Below are 17,342 nucleotides of genomic sequence, written 5' to 3'. Positions count from 1 at the left end.
TATGCGCGTAGAAAGAGGCACACCATGGACGTCATCTCCGTCATCCGCACCAAGCGGGACAAGGGCGAGCTGAGCCCCGAGCAGATCGACTGGGTCATCGACGCGTACACCCGCGGTGAGGTCGCCGACGAGCAGATGTCCGCCCTGGCCATGGCCATCCTGCTGAACGGCATGAACCGCGAGGAGATCGCCCGCTGGACGGCCGCGATGATCGCGAGCGGCGAGCGCATGGACTTCTCCTCCCTCTCCCGCCCGACCGCCGACAAGCACTCCACCGGCGGCGTCGGCGACAAGATCACCCTCCCGCTCGCCCCGCTCGTCGCCGCCTGCGGCGCGGCCGTGCCGCAGCTCTCCGGCCGCGGCCTCGGTCACACGGGCGGCACGCTCGACAAGCTGGAGTCCATCCCCGGCTGGCGCGCGCTCCTGTCGAACGAGGAGATGCTGCACGTCCTCGACACCACGGGCGCGGTCATCTGCGCGGCGGGCGACGGCCTGGCGCCGGCGGACAAGAAGCTGTACGCGCTCCGCGACGTGACGGGCACGGTCGAGGCCATCCCGCTGATCGCCTCGTCGATCATGTCGAAGAAGATCGCCGAAGGCACCGGCTCGCTCGTCCTGGACGTCAAGGTCGGCACCGGCGCCTTCATGAAGAACATCGAGGACGCGCGCGAGCTGGCGCGGACGATGGTGGGCCTCGGCACGGACAGCGGCGTCAAGACGGTCGCGCTCCTCACCGACATGTCGACCCCGCTCGGCCTCACCGCCGGCAACGCGCTCGAGGTCCGCGAGTCGGTCGAGGTCCTCGCGGGCGGCGGCCCGGCCGACGTCGTCGAGCTGACCATCGCCCTGGCGAAGGAGATGCTGGAAGCGGCCGGCATCAAGGACGCGGACCCCGCCAAGGCCCTCAAGGACGGCTCGGCGATGGACCACTGGCGCCGCATGATCGCCGCCCAGGGCGGCGACCCGGACGCCACCCTCCCGGTCGCCCGCGAGCAGCACGTGGTGACGGCTCCGTCGACCGGCGTCCTCACCCGCCTCGACGCCTACGACATCGGCATCGCCGCCTGGCGCCTCGGCGCGGGCCGCGCCCGCAAGGAGGACCCGGTGCAGGCGGGCGCGGGCGTCGAGCTCCACGCGAAGCCGGGCGACACGGTGACGGCGGGCCAGCCCCTGCTGACCCTCCACACGGACACCCCGGAGAAGTTCGACTACGCCCTGAAGTCCCTGTCGGGCGCGTGGGACATCGCGGAGCCGGGCACGGAGTTCGCGGCGAACCCGATCGTCCTGGACCGCATCGCGTAAGTGTGGGCATATGCCTGCGACACCTTCGGGTGAACGGGACCGGTGGACCCCCACCGGTCCCGTTCGGCATGCTGGGATCGGTGACGACCGATTGAGGAGCACACCATGAGCGCACTCGCTGCCGAGCCCCAGTACGGTCAGGGCAACGGCTGGGACGACCTGGTCCGTCGATGGGAGTCGATGGACTGGCCCGAGGGCTGCAAGGTGGAGATCATCGAGGGGATCATCACCGTGGCACCCACGCCGTCCGCCCGACACAACAACATCGCCTACAGGGTTCTGAGGCGGCTCGCGGCTGCGATCCCCGAGGAGTGGGGCGTCTACCAAACACAGTCGGTCGCGATTCCGACTCGCTTGAGCGCCTTTGTTCCGGACCTGTTCGTCGCCCCTCTGGCCGACGTGGATGGACCCGGTCACCTCGTCCCCGCCGCAGTGGGAGAACTCGTCGTCGAGGTCACTTCGCCATCGAACGCGAGCACTGACCGGATCACGAAGGCAGCCGGATGTGCCGAGGCCGGCGTGCCGCTCTACCTCCTCATCGATCGGCACGCACCCGGCGGACCCACCGTGACTCTCTACGGTGAGCCGAAGGGAGACGTCTACCGCGTGCTCCGCGCCGTCCCGTTCGGCGAGGAGATCCACCTCCCCGCCCCCTTCGACCTCACCCTCGACACCGCCGAGTTTCCCGCCGGCTGAGCGCCCGCCCAGCCCTCGCGATGAGTTCCGGGCGTGTCGGCGGTCAGAGGGGGTGTGGACACCAGTCAGCCCCTTGTCGTGACCCTGCCCGCCCACCCCACCCGGGAGGAGCTGGCCCGGCTCTGCGCCGAGCTCGCCGCCGCCCCGCCGGGCGAGGTCGTGTGCGAGGTCGGCGCCCTCGCGCGCGCCGATCTCGCCGCCGTCGACGCCCTCGCCCGGCTGAAGCTCGCCGCAGGGCGGCAGGGGCACCGGATCCGGTTCGAGGGAGCGGGGCCCGAGCTGCGGACCCTGCTCCTCCTCACCGGCCTCGCCGAAACGCTAGGCCTCTAGCCGCGCCGGGAGGTCGAAGAGCGGGAACCAGCGCTCCGTGTCCAGGAAGAAGTCCATCCCGCCGACCTTGCCGTCCCGCAGCTCCAGGACGATCAGCGCCCACGGGCTGAAGCCGCCCTCCGGGTCCGGGTGGTACTGGGCGAAGGCGGGGGAGCCGTTCGCCACGGTCGGCACCAGCTTCGAGCCGGCGCAGACCTCGCCGACGCCCAGCATCCAGCCGACGATGTCGTCGTGGCCCTGGAGCCACAGGTCGTACGGCGGCATGGACATCGTCGCGTCCTCGTGGAGGAGCGCCGTCAGCGCCTTCATGTCGTAGCCCTCGAAGGCGGCGACGTAGCGCTCCAGGAGCGCCTTCTGCTCCTCGTCCAGCGGGTCCGCCGCGTCGGAGGCGGCGGGGGACTGCTCGGCGAGGGTCGCGCGGGCCCGCTGGAGGGCGCTGTTCACCGAGGCGACCGTGGTGTCGAGCAGCTCGGCGACCTCGCTCGCCTTCCACGCGAGGACCTCGCGCAGGATCAGCACGGCCCGCTGCTTCGGCGGCAGGTGCTGGAGCGCGGCCACGAACGCGAGCCGGACCGACTCCCGGGAGAGCGCCGTCTCCGCCGGGTCGCCCGCCGAGGGCATCACCCGCCCGTCCGGGATCGGCTCCAGCCAGGTGATCTCCGGCTGCTTCACGAGCTGCGCCTGCGCCACCGGCGTCGGCCCGGTCAGGTCCATCGGCCGGGCCCGCCTGTTGCCCGCGTTCAGCGCGTCCAGGCAGACGTTGGTGGCGATCCGGTACAGCCAGGACCGCAGCGAGGCGCGGCCCTCGAAGGAGTCGATGGCCTTCCAGGCGCGGACCATCGTGTCCTGCACCGCGTCCTCCGCCTCGAAGGAGGATCCGAGCATCCGGTAGCAGTAACCGGTCAGCTCCCTGCGGTACTTGTCGAGATCATCGGTCGTCGCGGTCACGGCGTCGCTCATCGGGTCCACACCCCACTCACCCCTCACCGGCACCCGTTCGGTGCCGGTGGGAGCGAAGCTACCGCAGGCGACTGACAGCCGGGGTCACGTTCCCGGCTTGCGCCCGTAGACGAAGACGTCGTCGCCGTTCCGGAGCAGGTTCCAGTACGCCTTCGCGTCCGCCGGCCGCATGTTGACGCAGCCGCCGGAACCCGGCGGGTTCCACATGGACTTGGTGGTCGAGTGGAAGGCCTGGCCGCCGTCGAAGAACTGCGCGTACGGCATGGAGACGTGGTAGAGCGTCGACCAGTGGTTGATGTTCCGCCAGTAGATCTTCTTGGAGCCGGTACGGGTCTCGGTGCCGTCCTTGCCCGTGCGGACCGGCACCGGCCCGTACTTGAGGCGCGCGCCGTCCTGGATCCAGCTCAGCTGGCGGGTCAGGTCGACGCAGGCGATCCGGCCCCGGTTGGTCGGGCAGGCGCCCGAGCGGTTGGGGTTGGTGCCCGCGGCCCGCTGCTGGAGCATCGTGTTCATGGTCCGCCAGGTGACCGGCCCGGCGTACCCCATGGTCGGGGTGATGCCGTGCTTGGCCTGGAAGGCCTGGATGGCCTGACAGTCGCCGAGCGACTGGCGCCCGTCGACCGTCCGCCCGAGGAACTTCTCCACCTGCTTCTGGTACGGCCCCGTCGTCACGTTGCAGGACGCCGCCTGCGCCGGGGCCGTACCGAGCGCGATCGTCATCGGCACCACGAGCGACGTGATCCCGGCGGCGATGCCCGCCCTTCTGCCTATGTGCCGTGCGATTCTTTTCATGATCGTCAACTCCCCCTCGAGTCCCTGTATTTGAGGACGTAAGGGGGAGTCTGGCGGTTGCGGGCCGGGAGCGGGAGACCTCCTACGCCGCCGCCGGGTGCAGCCGCCGCGCCTCGACGCGCGCGCTGTGCGAGCCGTACAGCGTGACCGAGACGACCCCGAGGACCGCGACCAGGCCGATCAGGACCGTGCCCGCCCAGCCGCCCGCGTGGAAGGCGACCGCGCCGAGCGTGCCGCCCGCGCTGCTGCCCAGGTAGTACGCCGACTGGTACAGCGCCGAGGCCTGCGCGCGGCCCGTCTTCGCCGTGCGGCTCACCGAGGAGGAGGCGACCGCGTGGCCCGCGAAGAAACCGGCCGTGATCAGGACCAGGCCCACGAGGACCAGGGCGAGGGAGTCCGACAGCGAGAACAGCAGGCCCGCCGCCGTCGTCGAGACCGCGAGGTACAGCGCGCCCCGCCGGCCCATCCGGCCGACCAGCTTGCCGGCCGCCGCCGAGGAGACCGTGCCGACCAGGTAGATCAGGAAGATCGAGCCGATCACGCCCTGCGGCAGCGAGAACGGCGCCTCCACCAGGCGGTAGCCGATCACCGTGTACACGGCGCCGAAGACCGTCATGAACAGCGCGCCGATCACGTACAGCCGCATCAGGAGCGGGTCGGCGAGGTGGCCCCGGACCGTCCGGGCCAGCGCCTTCGGGTTCAGCGTGCCGGGGGTGAAGTGCCGGGCCTTCGGGAGCAGCGCCCGGAACGCCAGCGCGCACACCAGGGAGGTCAGGCCGACGGCGGCCAGACCCGCGCGCCAGCCCCACAGCTGCGAGACCCAGCCGGTCACCAGCCGCCCGCTCATGCCGCCGATCGAGTTGCCCGCCACGAACAGGCCGATCGCGGCGACCAGGGCCCGGGGCCGCACCTCCTCGGCGAGGTACGCCATCGCGGAGGCCGGGAGGCCGGCGAGCGCCGCGCCCTGGACCGCGCGGAGCGCGATCAGGGACTCCAGGTTCGGGGCGAGCGGTACCAGGAGTGCCACCGCGACCGCGACCGAGAGGGAGGCCGTCATCATCGCGCGCCGCCCGAAGCGCTCCGAGAGGGCGCTGAGCGGCAGGACGCAGAGGGCGAGGGCGCCGGTCGCGGCGGAGACCGTCCACGAGGCGGCGGAGGCGTCGGCGCCGAACTCGGCCGAGATGGCCGGGAGGAGGGCCTGCGTGGAGTAGAGGAGGGCGAAGGTGGCCAGTCCGGCGGCGAAGAGCGCGAGGCTCATCCGGCGGTATCCGGGGGCACCGGGGGAGAGGCGGGTGTCGGCGGACGCGGTGGTGGCGGCCGCCTTGGTACTGGCGGAAGGCATGTCACGAACGTAGGACGGTCCGCTTCATGCGTCCAATGCACGGAACTGCTGTAATCGTTCCCATGATGCATGAGTACAGGTCACAGCCTCGCCTGTCACCGAACAGTAACGAAGAAGACATGGGACTGCTGCTCGCGCCGCGGCTCGCGTACTTCGCCGCCGTCGCCCGGCACGAGCACGTGACCCGCGCCGCGGCCGAGATGGGCGTGCCGCAGTCGACGCTCTCGCGGGCCATGGTCCGGCTCGAACAGGACCTGGGCGTCACCCTCTTCGCCCGGCGCGGCCGCACGGTCTCCCTCACCCCGGCGGGCCGCCGCTTCCTGACCGCCGCCGACCGGGCCCTCGCCGAGGTGGAGCGCGCCGCCGACACCGTACGGGCCGACGCCGACCCGACGGCGGGCCGGGTCGCCTTCGGCTTCCTCCACACGATGGGCTCCGAGACCGTCCCGGGTCTCATCCGCGCCTTCCGCGTCGACCACCCGCGGATCCGCTTCACCCTCGTCCAGAACTACGGCGAGGCCATGATCGAACGGCTGCGGGCCGGCGACCTCGACCTCTGCCTGACCTCTCCGGTGCCGGACGCCCCCGACCTGGTGGCCCGGCGCCTCGACGAGCAGCGGCTGCGGCTCGTCGTCCCCGACGACCACCGGCTCGCCGGCCGCAAGCGGGTCCGGCTCGCCGAGGCCGCGGACGAGACCTTCGTGACCCTGGAGCCGGGGTACGGGCTCCGCCGCATCACCGACGACCTGTGCGCGGAGGCCGGCTTCAAGCCCCGGGTCGCCTTCGAGGGCGAGGAGGCCGAGACCCTGCGCGGTCTCGTCGCCGCCGGCCTCGGGGTCGCCCTGCTGCCGCCGCCCGCCGTCCCCCGTCCCGGCGTCGTCGAACTCACGGTCACCGCGCCGCGCGCGGTCCGCGAGATCGGCGTCGCCTGGCTGGACGGCCATCCGGACACGGCCCCGGTGGCCGCCTTCAAGAAGTTCCTGCTGAGCAGGCGCGGCCACCTGCTGCCGAAGGAGCCGCTGGAGCCGTCACCTCCGGCGTGAGCCCCCGCGTGAACTTCCGAAGCCCGCCGCCAGCGGCATGCGCAGGCCCAGCGGCGGCGGGGCCGCCATCGCGTCGGCCACCGGGCGGGCGACCGGCCGGGAGAAGAGGGCGCCGAGCACGAAGTCCGCGGCGAGGGCCCGGACCTCGGCCGCGTACTGGCGCAGCGCGTGGCCGTCCGAGTGGACCTCGAAGCGGCAGGTGTCCCGGTTCGCCTTCTTCGCCCGCTCGGCGAACCGGAACGACAGCTCCGGGTCCGTCCGCGCGTCGTTCGTGCCGTGCGCGAGCAGCACCCTGCGCCCCACCAGCTGCCGCACCGGCTCCGGCTCGGCCGCCACGTCCTCCTCGGGCATCCACGGGGCGAGCGCGAGCACCGCGCAGACCGCCGGATGCCCGGCCGCCCGCAGCGCCGCCCGCGCCCCCATCCCGTGGCCGACGAGGCAGACCGGGACGTCGCCGTAGAGCCGTACCGCCTCCGCGACCGCCCAGGAGGCGTCCGCCGCGAGGTCGGCGTCCGCGCCGTTCCAGCCGCGCGCCCGGTAGCGGACCACGTGCGCGACGAGTCCCTCGGACCGGCCCGCCCGGACCAGAGCGCGCCCCAGCGGAACCATCGCGGAGTGCGCCCGCGCGGAGGCCCGCCGGGTCGACACCGGCTCACCGTCCGGCAGGAGCAGCACCACGCCGCCCACCGCCGCCGACGTGCGGGAACCTCCAACAGGCCGCCCGAGCCGGGGTCTCCGTGCCGCGGGCGGCGCCACGAGTGCGAAGTGCGCCATGGCAGAACAGTCTCAGAAGCCGAGGTGTACGCCAGCCGTACGCGCGGTCACTGTTACATATCGCAGGCCCCGCGGCTCGAACGGCCGTGCTCAGAGCAGTCGTTCGAAGCGGGCCACCGAGCCGACGACCTCGAAGCCCTTCCGGGCGTACCAGGTGTGCGGCCAGTCGCCCGAGAAGGCGGTGAGGAAACGGGTCCCGCAGCCCGCGTCGGCCGCCTCGCGCAGCGCCGTGTCCAGGACCTTCCCGGCGTACCCCTGCTTCAGGTGGGCCTCCGCGGTGACCAGGTCCTCGATCTGCGCGATCCCGGTCTCCGGGTTCATGTAGAGGTCGACCCACGCGGCCACCTCGCCCTCCGGAGTGTGCGCGGCGAGGAACCGCACGTCGTCGGCCCCGCGCCGCCGCGCCACGCGACGCTCCACCAGGTCGTGTACGTGCTCCGGCCGCGCCTGCGGGGCGATCCGGTGCCACGACGCGGTCACCGGGCCGCGCAGCTCGTCGAAGTCCACCTCCCGCGCCCCACCGTGCTCCGGCACCTCGCCGGTGTGCGCCATGAGCAGCGTGGTGGCGTGCCGGAAGCCGGCCCGCTCCATCGGCGCCAGACAGGCGGCGGCGACCGTCTCGTCGAGGACGTAGGAGTAGCGGTACGGGAGATGGCCGAGCGCCTCGTCCGCGTACCCGGCCAGCGCCTCCGGGTCCACGGCCCCGTAGGCGAGCACGTGGTTGTTCCCCCGGGAGTGCCGGTAGGCGTCGTCGAGCACCGCGACGGCGCCGGGGAACTCGACGGTGCGGGCCGCCTGGCGGCGGTGGAAGTCGGTCAGGAAGCCGTGGATCCGCGGCAGTTCGGACGCGGGCGTGGTGGAGGTCATGCGCGCAGGCTAGGCGGACCGGTGCCGGACCGCCACGAGAAATCCGGCGCCACGACAGGTGTTCTACGCGCGTAGGGGCTAGAGTGCGGAAATGACGAGCCAGACCCCCAACGTCCCCACCGCGGACCAGATCCGCCGTGCCCCGAAGGTGCTGCTCCACGACCACCTCGACGGCGGACTGCGCCCCGGCACGATCATCGAACTCGCCCGGGAGCAGGGCTACGGGCAACTCCCCGAGACGGAGCCCGACAAACTCGGCATCTGGTTCCGCGAAGCCGCCGACTCCGGCTCCCTGGAGCGGTACCTGGAGACCTTCGCGCACACCTGCGCCGTCATGCAGAGCCGGGACGCGCTCTTCCGCGTCGCCGCCGAGTGCGCGGTCGACCTGGCCGAGGACGGCGTCGTGTACGCCGAGGTGCGGTACGCCCCCGAGCAGCACCTGGAGGGCGGGCTCACCCTCGAAGAGGTCGTGGAGGCCGTCAACGAGGGCTTCCGCGAGGGCGAGCGGCGGGCCAGGGCCAACGGCCACCGCATCCGCGTCGGCGCCCTGCTCACCGCGATGCGGCACGCCGCCCGCGCCCTGGAGATCGCCGAACTCGCCAACCGCTACCGCGACTCCGGCGTCGTCGGCTTCGACATCGCGGGCGCCGAGGCCGGCTACCCGCCCACCCGCCACCTCGACGCCTTCGAGTACCTCAAGCGGGAGAACAACCACTTCACCATCCACGCCGGCGAGGCCTTCGGACTGCCCTCCATCTGGCAGGCGCTCCAGTGGTGCGGCGCCGACCGGCTCGGCCACGGCGTCCGGATCATCGACGACATCGAGGTCGCCGACGACGGCTCCGTCCGCCTCGGCCGCCTCGCCGCCTACGTCCGCGACAAGCGCATCCCGCTGGAGATGTGCCCCTCCTCCAACCTCCAGACCGGCGCCGCCGCCTCCTTCGCCGAGCACCCCATCGGTCTGCTCCGCACGCTCCACTTCCGGGCCACGGTCAACACCGACAACCGGCTGATGAGCGGGACGAGCATGAGCCGGGAATTCGAGCTGCTGATCGAGGCATTCGACTACACGCTCGACGACATGCAGTGGTTCACGGTCAATGCGATGAAATCAGCGTTCATTCCTTTCGATGAACGACTCGCCATGATCAATGAGGTGATCAAGCCCGGATACGCCGAGCTCAAGTCCGAATGGCTGTTCAAGCAGACGGCCGCGACCAGCGAGTCTTCCCGTATGGAGGGCTGAGGAGCCCCTCACGGAGAGAACGGAGGCGGCCGGGGTGGCGCGACACCCGGCCGCTTTCCGGTGTTTGCGGAGGCGACGTTCGCTGGTTAGGTTGCAGAGCCGCTCTCGATTCCCAGGATTTCCCCTCCCGGCTTTTCTCCGAAGCCCCCGGATTCCCCAAGGAAGATTTTCAGATGAAGCAGTCTGCCGCCAAGAAGCTCGGTGTCGCCGCTCTCGGTGCCGCTTTCGCCGCTGCCGCCGCCGGCACGGCCTCCGCAGCGCCGTCCCTGCCGCTCGACGCCGACGCGCTGGGCACGGTGACCAAGGCCGTCCCGCTCGGTGACGGCCTCACCACGCTCCCCGACGGCGCCGCGGAGTCCCTCGGAGCCGGCCAGGGCGCCCTCGGCCAGGGCGTCGACCAGGGCGTGAAGACCCTCCCGGCCGCCGCCGGCCAGGCCACCCAGAACCTCCCGCTCGACGCCGCCGCCGGCGGCCTCGGCGCCACCCCGCTCGGCGGCCTCCTCGGCGGGCTCCCGCTGGGCGCCGGCGGCCTGCCGATCGGCTGACACCGCCGTACACGCCGAAGGGGCGCGCACCCGGAACCCCGGGTCCGCGCCCCTTCGGCGTGCGTGTCCGCCGGCTACCAGGCCGCGGTCGCGGTCTTCTCCGCCGGCAGCAACACCCACAGGCCCAGGTAGATCAGGAACTGCGGGCCCGGCAGCAGGCACGAGGCCAGGAAGATCAGACGCATCGTCGTCGCGGAGGTGCCGAAGCGCCGGGCCAGCGCCGCGCACACTCCGCCGAGCACGCGTCCGTCACGGGGGCGGGTCAGTGCGGCCATGGTGGGCTCCTTCGGAGTCGTTTCCGAGAGCCGCTCCTCCGGGCTCCCGATGACTCCATCCTGCCGCCGCGAAGGGGGACGAAGCGTCCGTCTACGGGGCGATCGGGACCCTGGAAATCGTCGGGGTCGCACCCTGAGGGGCGCCGGTGCGGCGCAGCCGGGACCGGGCGGCCGGCACCACCAGGAGATGCGCGAGCGCGACCCCCACCGTGTTCAGGAGCACCGAGTCCACGTCCACGACCTGACCCGGCACCGCGGTCTGCAGCAGCTCGATCGCCAGCGACACGAGCGCGCCCGCGGCGGTCGTACGGGCCAGGGAGGCCCAGCCGGAGACGTGGAGCCGGCCGTCGGCCATCGGGAGCAGCACCCCGAGCGGGGCCAGGAGCAGCAGCCCCTCGCCGATCAGCCGGGCCGCCTCGGCCCCGCCGAGCGCGAGCACGGTCCGCAGGCCGTGCAGCGGGATCGTGTTCGGCGCGGTCACCCAGGCGACGTCCCGTGGGCGCAGGCTGACCCAGGCGACGAGCAGCAGATGCGCGAGGAGGAGGACGAACCCCGCCACGCGGACGACCACGGCGGCACTGCCGCCCGAACCTTGACGCTGCACGCCCCCCAAGACGCGACGAGCAGCGGAATCGGTTCCGCGCCGCCCGCCGCGGGCGTGTGCCCCGCCGGGATCAGCCCGCCGACGGGCTCGGGGTCGGGACCGGGGCCGTCGGCGGGGCCGAGGAGGGGCGCTCGCGGAGTTCCGGCGTGCAGCGGTAGCGCTTCGGGGCGTAGGCGCCCGGACCGCCGAGCAGGGCCGTGTGACCGCCCGCCCCCGCCGAGCTCTCCGCGAACGTGCAGACCAGCTGCGACAGGGCCGTCGGGGTCAGGTCCTCGGGCTGGCGGCTCAGCCGCAGCGTGCCCGAGGGGTCGCCCGGGCGGCCGCCGCCGACCGACAGCGGCCCGCGGACCTCGGTCGTGAAGCCGGCCTGCCGTTCCCCCTCCGACGGCGCGGCGAGCAGCTGCGCGAGCAGCCTCCCCGCCGTCCGCACCGGATCGCCGCCCGCCTTCTCCTCCGGCTGCGGCGACCGCCGGTCCACCGCCTCCAGCTGGGAGCCGCAGACCAGGAACACCCGGACCGGCACGCCCTGCGCCGCGGTCGACGCCGTACCGTCCTCGGTCACGTTGCACGGGACCCGGGACGGGGCCGCGCCCGCGTCCACCGGGACCGATGTCGTCCGGATCCCGCAGCCGGCGACCAGCGCGGTCAGCGCGGCCACCAGAATCAGAGAGCGGCGCCTCACGCTTCCTCCACCTCGCCCTGGCTGCTGCGGGTCTGCACCTCGCGGGTGATGCCCGTCGCGTCGAGCGGCAGTCGCAGGACGAACACCGCGCCGTCGACCTTTCCGTCCTCGCCGACCGAGTTCGACGCGGTGATCGAGCCGCCGTGGATCAGCGCGTTCTCCATGGCGATCGACAGACCGAGCCCGCTGCCGTCGGACCGCGGCCGGGACGCGCTCGCCTTGTAGAAGCGGTCGAAGACGTGCGGCAGTACTTCCTCGGGGATGCCGGGCCCGTGGTCGCGGACCGCGATGACCAGCTCGTCGTCGTCCGTGCGCACCGAGACCCGGACCGGCGAGCCGCCGTGCTTGAGCGCGTTCCCGATCAGGTTCGCGAGGATCACGTCCAGGCGCCGCGGGTCGAGCGGCGCCACGATCCCGCGCTCCGCGTCGAGATCCACCGCGTCCAGCCAGGCCCGCGCGTCGATGCACGCGGTGATCTGGTCCGCGATGTCCACGTCGTCGAGGACGAGCCGCGCGGTGCCCGCGTCGAAGCGGGTCACCTCCATCAGGTTCTCCACCAGGTCGTTGAGGCGCCGGGTCTCGCTCACCACGAGGGCCACCGCGGGGGCGATCATCGGGTCCAGGGAGTCCTGCTCGTCCTCCAGGACCTCCGTGACGGCGGTCAGCGCGGTCAGCGGGGTCCGCAGCTCGTGCGACATGTCGGCGACGAAGCGCCGCGAGGACTCCTCCCGCGCGCTCATGTCCGCGACCTTCTTCTGCAACGACTCGGCCGCGCTGTTGAACGTACGGGACAGATCGGCGAGTTCGTCGGCGCCGGAGACCTGCAGCCGGGTGTCGAGCTTGCCCTCGCCGAGCTGCCGGGCCGCCTCGCCGAGCCGGTGCACCGGGCGGAGGACGGTCGTCGCGGCGACCTGCGCGAGCAGCACCGAGCCGGCCACGGCGAGCGCGGTGGCGATCCCCAACGACCAGGCGAGCGAGTTCAGGTCGGCCTTCTCCGCGGCCAGCGACTTGAACATGTACCCGGCGGGCCCGCCGCCGTCGATCCGCGTCCCGCCGACCAGGTACGGCGTCCCGTTCCGCTCCGTACGCTGCCAGAACAGGTGGTACGGATACGGATCGGCCTCCGTCACCGGCCGCTTCGTGTCCACGGCCTCCTGCAGCGAGCGCGGCACGTCGGCGAGCGTGAAGTCGTCCGGGTCCGAGGCGCCCACGATCGGCTTGCCCGCGTCCCGCTCGCCGAGCAGCAGCACCTGGTAGTTCGCGGCGCTGTTCGTCGCCATCTGCTCGGCGGTCCGCCGCAGGTCGTCCTGGGTGGGCCGGAGCGGCAGCGTCGCCGTGCGGTTCTGCATCTCCTGCCGGAAGTCGTTCAGCGCGCTGTCCTGGGTACGGGTCAGCACCGCCTCGCGGTTGAGCCAGTACGCGATGCCGGAGGCGGCGACGGCCGCGGTGAGCGCGACGAGGGCGAAGACGACGACGAGCCGCAGCCGCAGGCTGGAGAACCGCAGCCGTGTGTAGATCCCCTTGCTCACGCAGGAACGTCCAGCCGGTAACCGACGCCACGCACCGTACGGATCAGGGTCGGCGAGGACGGCACGTCCTCCACCTTGGCGCGCAGCCGCTGCACACAGGCGTCGACGAGCCGCGAGTCGCCCAGGTAGTCGTGCTCCCACACGAGCCGCAGCAACTGCTGCCGGGACAGCGCCTGTCCGGGCCGCCGGCTCAGCTCCAGGAGCAGCCGCAGCTCGGTCGGGGTGAGCTGGAGGTCCTCGCCGTTCTTGGTGACCGTCATCGCCGAACGGTCGATCACCAGCGAGCCGTACGTCGCCGAGTCCGTCGCCTCGCGCTCCCCGCGCCGCAGCACGGCCCGGATGCGGGCGTCGAGCACCCGCCCCTGCACCGGCTTCACGACGTAGTCGTCGGCGCCGGACTCGAGGCCGACGACCACGTCGATGTCGTCGCTGCGCGCGGTCAGCAGGATGATCGGCAACTGGTCGGTCCGGCGGATGCGCCGGCAGACCTCGAAACCGTCGATGCCGGGCAGCATGACGTCGAGCACGACCAGGTCCGGCCGCTGCTCACGCAGCAGCTGGAGGCCGTCCTCACCCGTCGCGGCGGTGGCCACCCGGTGACCCTGCCGGGACAGGGAGAGTTCGAGGGCCGTGCGGATGGCGTCGTCGTCCTCGATCAGCAGCAGAAAAGGCACGTCGTCATTCTGGCCCATGGGGCCGTCCGAGATCGACCGCTCATCGACTCGCTTCTGTTCCGTCCCCTGTGACACGGCTGTGACAGTCGGCGGACAACGCCATGAAGTCCGGCGGGCAAGCTTCTTGGCACACGGACCGAAACACACTCCAACCGACGGGGGGCGCGAGATGAACGCACTGCACAGCACCACCTCAAGCGCAGTTGTCACGCGTCTCCACGACGTCGTGCGGAGCAACGAGAAGTCCGGCGGTGTCACGAACGGACGGGGGTGCGTTCGTACCGTCGGGCGTCAGCGCAAGGCGCCTCACATGGTGGCCGTTGCTGACGGGGGAGCGGCGTACGGGGAGGTCACGGGGGAGCGCACGGGCTGTTCGGAAGCCGAGTTCACGGCTTACGTCCAGGAGCGTCGTGCCTCCCTGTACGCCACCGCCTACCACCTGACCGGTGACCGTTTCGAGGCCGAGGACCTGCTCCAGAGCGCGCTGTTCTCCACGTACCGCGCCTGGGACCGGATCAGCGACAAGGCCGCCGTCGGCGGTTACCTGCGTCGCACCATGACGAACCTGCACATCAGCGCCTGGCGCCGGCGCAAGCTCAACGAGTACCCGACCGAGGAGCTGCCGGAGACGGTCGGCGAGACGGACGCGATGCGGGGTACGGAGCTGCGCGCGGTCCTGTGGCAGGCCCTGGCCCGCCTGCCCGAGCTCCAGCGGACGATGCTGGTGCTGCGCTACTACGAGGGCCGGACCGATCCGGAGATCGCGGAGATCCTGGACATCAGTGTCGGCACGGTGAAGTCGAGCATCTGGCGTTCGCTGCGGCGCATGCGCGAGGACGAGGTGCTGAGCTTCGGCCGTGACGAGGAGGAGTCCTTCGGCGAGCTGGTGGCCTGAAGGTCGGGGGGGAACGGCCCCGCGGGCGCCACGGGGGAAACGGGGCGCTCGGGGGAACGGGGGAACACGGGGGAACCGTACGGGGGTACGGGGAACACGAAGCGGGTCGTACGAGTCCGGGGGGTCTCGTACGACCCGCTTCGTGCGTGTGCGGTACGGGTGGATCCGGCCTAGACCGGCGTGCGGTGCCGGCCGGCCGCCGCGGCGGCCAGGCGGCCCAGGGCCTCCGGTCCGGCGCAGGGGTGGGCGCCCAGGGCCGTCTGGCGGGCGACGATCGCGCGTTCCGCGCGCATCAGGCGCCAGCCGCGGCGCAGCAGGAACGGGACGGACTTGCGGCCCTCGCGCAGGTCGCGGACGAGCCGGCGGCGGAACGTCGTCGACGGCCGGCCGCGCAGGCACAGCGCGTCGGCGAGGACGTCGAGGTCACGGCAGCGGGTCACGATCTCGGCCGCGAAGATGCCCTCCGCCACGAAGAGCGGGGTCCGCGCGATGTCGAGCGGCTCGCGGTCCACCCGCGAGCTGGTGGCGATGTCGTACACGGGGACGTCGGTCCGTCCCGTACGGCACAGTTCGACGATCGCGGCGACGGCGGCGTCCGCGTCCCAGGACCCTGGGGAGTCCCAGTCGATGTCCGTGCTGCCGTCGACGAGCGGGAGCGACGGGTCGTCGCCCTCCTTGTAGAAATCGTCGAGGCGCAGGACAGGGAGGCCGGTGACGGCGGCGAGGGACGACTTGCCGGAGCCGGAGGGGCCCGCGAGCAGGACGACCCGGGTCGGGATCGGTTGGGAACTCACGGAACACCAGTGTGAGGCATTCCCCCGTCCAGGGGACCACCGAGGAAGGCCGTTGGTATCGAGCATCACACCTCGACTACTGTCGGTGCCCGCCCGCTCACCCCTTGGAAGGATCTCCATGGCGCGTCACGCACAACCCCGGACCTCCCGCCGCAGCGCCCTGCTGAGGGCCGGTCTCGGCGTCACGGCGGCGGGCGCCGCGGTGCTCGGCGCCGGTGCCGCGGCCCAGGCCGCCGCCCCCGTGCCGCTGCCCGTCGACTCGCTGACCAGGACGGACGCCGGCGCGGCCGGGGCGGGGGCGCTCGACGGTGTCGCCCACGGCGTGGGCCCGCTGACCCGGCTTCAGCTCGACCCGCTGGCCAACACGGGCGTCGACCCCCTGGACAACGGCCTCGGCACCCAGGTCGCCGACTTCAAGCCGGTCGGCACGAACCTGGTGACCGACCACGTCACGAAGGGCGGCGCCGCGGCCGATCTGCCGGTGGTCGGCGGTCTGACGCGGGGGCTTCTTCCGTAGGCCGCCGCAGCGGGATCTCCCGTACGTACCAGGCGGCGGCGAAGGCGAGCGCGGCGAGCACGGCCGTGCCGAGCAGGACCCCGTGGACGCCGCTCGTCACCGCCGCCCGGAAGGCCTCCCGTACCGGCGCGGGAAGGACGGCCGCCTGCGCCGGCGTCAGGCCGGGGTCCGTCCCCGTCAGCCGCGACGTGAACACCGCGCCGAGCGCGGCCACGCCGAGCGAACCGCCGATGGTGCGCACGAGCACGACCGTGCCGCTCGCCGCGCCCATGTCGCGCGGCTCCGCGCTGTACATCGTGATCAGCATCGTCGACTGCATCAGGAAGCCCATGCCGGCGCCGAGGACCACGGTGAGCGCCGAGGCGAGGGCCGTGGGGGTGTCCACGTCGAGCAGCAGCAGGAGGAGCGCGCCCGCGGTCATCAGCGCACCGCCGAGGATCGGGTAGTGCCGGTAGCGGCCGGTGCGGGCGATGAGCCGGCCGGTGGCCAGCTGGACGGCGACCATGCCGAGCATCAGCGGAAGCAGCAGCAGGCCGCTGGCCGTGGACGACCGGCCGCGGACGAACTGCAGGTACTGCGGCAGGTAGTTCATGGCGGTGAGCATGCCCGCGCCGACCAGGAAGCTGAGGAGCTGGGCGAGGGCGAAGTTGCGGCTGCGGAAGAGCCGGGGCGGGATGACGGGCTCCTCCGCGCGCCGCTCGACCAGGACGAAGGCGGCGAGGGAGGCCGCGCCGACCGCGCCGAGGGCGAGGACGGCCGGTGACGTCCAGGAGTGCGTCCGTCCGCCCCAGGTGGCGAGCAGGGTGAGGGCGAGGATCCCGGTGGTGAGCAGGAGGGCGCCCGCCCAGTCGATCCGGGCGCGGACGCGGGGGGTGCGCACCGTCATGCCGAGGGAGACGAGCAGCAGGGCGGCGAGGCCGACGGGCACGTTGACGTAGAAGGCCCAGCGCCAGTCGGCGTGGTCGGTGAGGAGGCCGCCGATGAGCGGGCCGCCGGCGAAGGCGACCGGCAGCACGGCCCCGGTGGCCGCCTGGACCTTGGGGCTGTCCTCGGGGGAGACCAGCGTGCCGATGAGGGCGAAGGCGCCGACCATCAGGCCGCCGGCGCCGACGCCCTGGAGGGCGCGGAAGGCGATGAGCTGGTCCATGGTCTGCGCGAGGCCGGAGAGGACCGATCCGGCGAGGAAGACGGCGACGGCGGCGAGGTAGGCGCCCTTGCGGCCGTACAGGTCGCCGCACTTGCCCCAGAGGGGGGTGGCGACGGCCGCGGTGAGGAGATAGGCGGTGACCACCCAGGACAGCCGGTCGAGGCCGCCGAGTTCGCCCACGATGGTGGGGAGCGCGGTGCCGACGACGGTGCCGTCGAGGGTGCCGAGGACGATGCCGAGCATGAGGCCGGCGATGCCCGGGTAGGGCAGGCGCGCCGTGGCGGGCGGCGGGGCGGTGGTTCCGGGCGTGGCGGTGGTCGTCATGGTC

Annotated in this window: 20 protein-coding genes; 8 read left to right on the top strand and 12 right to left on the bottom strand. The window is 72.7% G+C overall.

What is annotated here, in order from left to right:
* Positions 1-24 precede the first annotated feature (24 nt).
* The 3 genes from GGE06_RS21710 (at position 25) to GGE06_RS21700 (ending at position 2,328) form a co-directional block, all read left to right on the top strand.
* Positions 25-1,302 carry a thymidine phosphorylase gene (locus tag GGE06_RS21710; RefSeq protein WP_184931504.1) on the top strand — a complete coding sequence of 426 codons (1,278 nt, stop codon included), beginning with the start codon at positions 25-27 and terminating at the stop codon, positions 1,300-1,302.
* Between the two features lie 105 nt (positions 1,303-1,407).
* Positions 1,408-1,998, top strand: a complete 591-nt coding sequence (locus GGE06_RS21705; protein ID WP_184931503.1) for a Uma2 family endonuclease — start codon at positions 1,408-1,410, stop codon at positions 1,996-1,998.
* A 54-nt stretch (positions 1,999-2,052) separates the two neighbouring features.
* Entirely contained in the window at positions 2,053-2,328 is a 276-nt protein-coding gene (locus GGE06_RS21700) for an STAS domain-containing protein (RefSeq protein ID WP_181924537.1), read from the top strand.
* Here the strand turns inward: GGE06_RS21700 and GGE06_RS21695 are convergent.
* From GGE06_RS21695 to GGE06_RS21685, 3 genes are all read right to left on the bottom strand, one after another.
* Positions 2,317-3,288, bottom strand: a complete 972-nt coding sequence (locus GGE06_RS21695; RefSeq protein ID WP_184931502.1) for a sigma-70 family RNA polymerase sigma factor — start codon at positions 3,286-3,288, stop codon at positions 2,317-2,319. The two genes, GGE06_RS21700 and GGE06_RS21695, sit on opposite strands and share 12 nt — an antisense overlap.
* An 84-nt stretch (positions 3,289-3,372) precedes the next feature.
* Positions 3,373-4,080 carry a L,D-transpeptidase gene (locus tag GGE06_RS21690; RefSeq protein ID WP_184931501.1) on the bottom strand — a complete coding sequence of 236 codons (708 nt, stop codon included), beginning with the start codon at positions 4,078-4,080 and terminating at the stop codon, positions 3,373-3,375.
* An 82-nt stretch (positions 4,081-4,162) separates the two neighbouring features.
* Positions 4,163-5,422 carry an MFS transporter gene (locus GGE06_RS21685; RefSeq protein ID WP_184931500.1) on the bottom strand — a complete coding sequence of 420 codons (1,260 nt, stop codon included), beginning with the start codon at positions 5,420-5,422 and terminating at the stop codon, positions 4,163-4,165.
* Between the two features lie 62 nt (positions 5,423-5,484).
* Here GGE06_RS21685 and GGE06_RS21680 point away from each other — a divergent pair, with 62 nt between their 5' ends.
* The gene (locus GGE06_RS21680) at positions 5,485-6,465 is read left to right on the top strand and encodes a LysR family transcriptional regulator (RefSeq protein ID WP_184931499.1); all 981 of its coding nucleotides are present in this window, start codon (positions 5,485-5,487) and stop codon (positions 6,463-6,465) included.
* Here GGE06_RS21680 and GGE06_RS21675 read toward each other — a convergent pair.
* Both GGE06_RS21675 and GGE06_RS21670 read right to left on the bottom strand, forming a co-directional pair.
* On the bottom strand, positions 6,451-7,239 hold the full coding sequence (locus GGE06_RS21675) for an alpha/beta hydrolase (protein ID WP_116159208.1): 789 nt from the start codon (positions 7,237-7,239) through the stop codon (positions 6,451-6,453). The two genes, GGE06_RS21680 and GGE06_RS21675, sit on opposite strands and share 15 nt — an antisense overlap.
* Positions 7,240-7,329: 90 nt before the next feature.
* Positions 7,330-8,106: a GNAT family N-acetyltransferase gene (locus GGE06_RS21670; RefSeq protein ID WP_184931498.1), complete on the bottom strand. Its 777-nt coding sequence runs from the start codon at positions 8,104-8,106 to the stop codon at positions 7,330-7,332.
* A 91-nt stretch (positions 8,107-8,197) separates the two neighbouring features.
* Between GGE06_RS21670 and GGE06_RS21665 the strand changes: the two genes are divergently transcribed.
* Together GGE06_RS21665 and GGE06_RS21660 are read left to right on the top strand one after the other, a co-directional pair.
* Positions 8,198-9,352, top strand: a complete 1,155-nt coding sequence (locus tag GGE06_RS21665; RefSeq protein WP_116159206.1) for an adenosine deaminase — start codon at positions 8,198-8,200, stop codon at positions 9,350-9,352.
* A 173-nt stretch (positions 9,353-9,525) separates the two neighbouring features.
* Complete coding sequence (locus GGE06_RS21660; RefSeq protein ID WP_116159205.1) at positions 9,526-9,897, top strand: hypothetical protein; 372 nt, start codon at positions 9,526-9,528, stop codon at positions 9,895-9,897.
* Between the two features lie 74 nt (positions 9,898-9,971).
* Here GGE06_RS21660 and GGE06_RS21655 read toward each other — a convergent pair whose 3' ends face one another.
* From GGE06_RS21655 to afsQ1, 5 genes are all read right to left on the bottom strand, one after another.
* Positions 9,972-10,172, bottom strand: a complete 201-nt coding sequence (locus GGE06_RS21655) for a PspC domain-containing protein (protein WP_184931497.1) — start codon at positions 10,170-10,172, stop codon at positions 9,972-9,974.
* A 91-nt stretch (positions 10,173-10,263) separates the two neighbouring features.
* Positions 10,264-10,776, bottom strand: a complete 513-nt coding sequence (locus GGE06_RS21650; RefSeq protein WP_312883228.1) for a VanZ family protein — start codon at positions 10,774-10,776, stop codon at positions 10,264-10,266.
* A gap of 70 nt (positions 10,777-10,846) precedes the next feature.
* The gene (locus GGE06_RS21645; RefSeq protein WP_184931496.1) at positions 10,847-11,458 is read right to left on the bottom strand and encodes a hypothetical protein; all 612 of its coding nucleotides are present in this window, start codon (positions 11,456-11,458) and stop codon (positions 10,847-10,849) included.
* Positions 11,455-12,987 (bottom strand): ATP-binding protein, encoded by a 1,533-nt coding sequence (locus GGE06_RS21640; protein ID WP_184931495.1) that lies wholly within the window; start codon positions 12,985-12,987, stop codon positions 11,455-11,457. Before GGE06_RS21640 ends, GGE06_RS21645 begins: the two co-directional genes overlap by 4 nt.
* Entirely contained in the window at positions 12,984-13,661 is a 678-nt protein-coding gene (gene afsQ1 / locus GGE06_RS21635) for a two-component system response regulator AfsQ1 (RefSeq protein ID WP_181924536.1), read from the bottom strand. The genes GGE06_RS21640 and afsQ1 overlap by 4 nt, the downstream gene beginning before the upstream one ends.
* Before the next feature lie 169 nt (positions 13,662-13,830).
* Between afsQ1 and GGE06_RS21630 the strand changes: the two genes are divergently transcribed.
* Complete coding sequence (locus GGE06_RS21630; RefSeq protein WP_116159199.1) at positions 13,831-14,556, top strand: SigE family RNA polymerase sigma factor; 726 nt, start codon at positions 13,831-13,833, stop codon at positions 14,554-14,556.
* 170 nt (positions 14,557-14,726) lie between these two features.
* Here the strand turns inward: GGE06_RS21630 and GGE06_RS21625 are convergent, their stop codons facing one another.
* Complete coding sequence (locus GGE06_RS21625) at positions 14,727-15,416, bottom strand: uridine kinase family protein (protein ID WP_116159198.1); 690 nt, start codon at positions 15,414-15,416, stop codon at positions 14,727-14,729.
* 52 nt (positions 15,417-15,468) lie between these two features.
* On the opposite strand from GGE06_RS21625, the gene GGE06_RS21620 reads away from it, so the two are divergent.
* Positions 15,469-15,867, top strand: coding sequence for a hypothetical protein (locus GGE06_RS21620; RefSeq protein ID WP_116159197.1), 399 nt, complete (start codon positions 15,469-15,471; stop codon positions 15,865-15,867).
* Here GGE06_RS21620 and GGE06_RS21615 read toward each other — a convergent pair.
* Positions 15,800-17,338, bottom strand: a complete 1,539-nt coding sequence (locus tag GGE06_RS21615) for an MDR family MFS transporter (RefSeq protein ID WP_246532681.1) — start codon at positions 17,336-17,338, stop codon at positions 15,800-15,802. The two genes, GGE06_RS21620 and GGE06_RS21615, sit on opposite strands and share 68 nt — an antisense overlap.
* Positions 17,339-17,342: the final 4 nt, after the last annotated feature.

Source organism: Streptomyces nymphaeiformis (genome assembly GCF_014203895.1).
In the GTDB taxonomy this organism is placed as follows: Bacteria; Actinomycetota; Actinomycetes; order Streptomycetales; family Streptomycetaceae; genus Streptomyces; species Streptomyces nymphaeiformis.
Note: the sequence above shows the minus strand (reverse complement) of the source record. Positions and strands in the feature narration are given on the sequence as shown.

Coding starts and splice junctions, on each gene's coding strand:
- GGE06_RS21710 (WP_184931504.1), top strand. CDS start 25: ATGGACGTCATCTCCGTCATCCGCACCAAGCGGGACAAGGGCGAGCTG.
- GGE06_RS21705 (WP_184931503.1), top strand. CDS start 1,408: ATGAGCGCACTCGCTGCCGAGCCCCAGTACGGTCAGGGCAACGGCTGG.
- GGE06_RS21695 (WP_184931502.1), bottom strand. CDS start 3,288: ATGAGCGACGCCGTGACCGCGACGACCGATGATCTCGACAAGTACCGC.
- GGE06_RS21690 (WP_184931501.1), bottom strand. CDS start 4,080: ATGAAAAGAATCGCACGGCACATAGGCAGAAGGGCGGGCATCGCCGCC.
- GGE06_RS21685 (WP_184931500.1), bottom strand. CDS start 5,422: ATGCCTTCCGCCAGTACCAAGGCGGCCGCCACCACCGCGTCCGCCGAC.
- GGE06_RS21680 (WP_184931499.1), top strand. CDS start 5,485: ATGATGCATGAGTACAGGTCACAGCCTCGCCTGTCACCGAACAGTAAC.
- GGE06_RS21675 (WP_116159208.1), bottom strand. CDS start 7,239: ATGGCGCACTTCGCACTCGTGGCGCCGCCCGCGGCACGGAGACCCCGG.
- GGE06_RS21670 (WP_184931498.1), bottom strand. CDS start 8,106: ATGACCTCCACCACGCCCGCGTCCGAACTGCCGCGGATCCACGGCTTC.
- GGE06_RS21665 (WP_116159206.1), top strand. CDS start 8,198: ATGACGAGCCAGACCCCCAACGTCCCCACCGCGGACCAGATCCGCCGT.
- GGE06_RS21660 (WP_116159205.1), top strand. CDS start 9,526: ATGAAGCAGTCTGCCGCCAAGAAGCTCGGTGTCGCCGCTCTCGGTGCC.
- GGE06_RS21655 (WP_184931497.1), bottom strand. CDS start 10,172: ATGGCCGCACTGACCCGCCCCCGTGACGGACGCGTGCTCGGCGGAGTG.
- GGE06_RS21630 (WP_116159199.1), top strand. CDS start 13,831: ATGAACGCACTGCACAGCACCACCTCAAGCGCAGTTGTCACGCGTCTC.
- GGE06_RS21625 (WP_116159198.1), bottom strand. CDS start 15,416: ATGCTCGATACCAACGGCCTTCCTCGGTGGTCCCCTGGACGGGGGAAT.
- GGE06_RS21620 (WP_116159197.1), top strand. CDS start 15,469: ATGGCGCGTCACGCACAACCCCGGACCTCCCGCCGCAGCGCCCTGCTG.
- GGE06_RS21615 (WP_246532681.1), bottom strand. CDS start 17,338: ATGACGACCACCGCCACGCCCGGAACCACCGCCCCGCCGCCCGCCACG.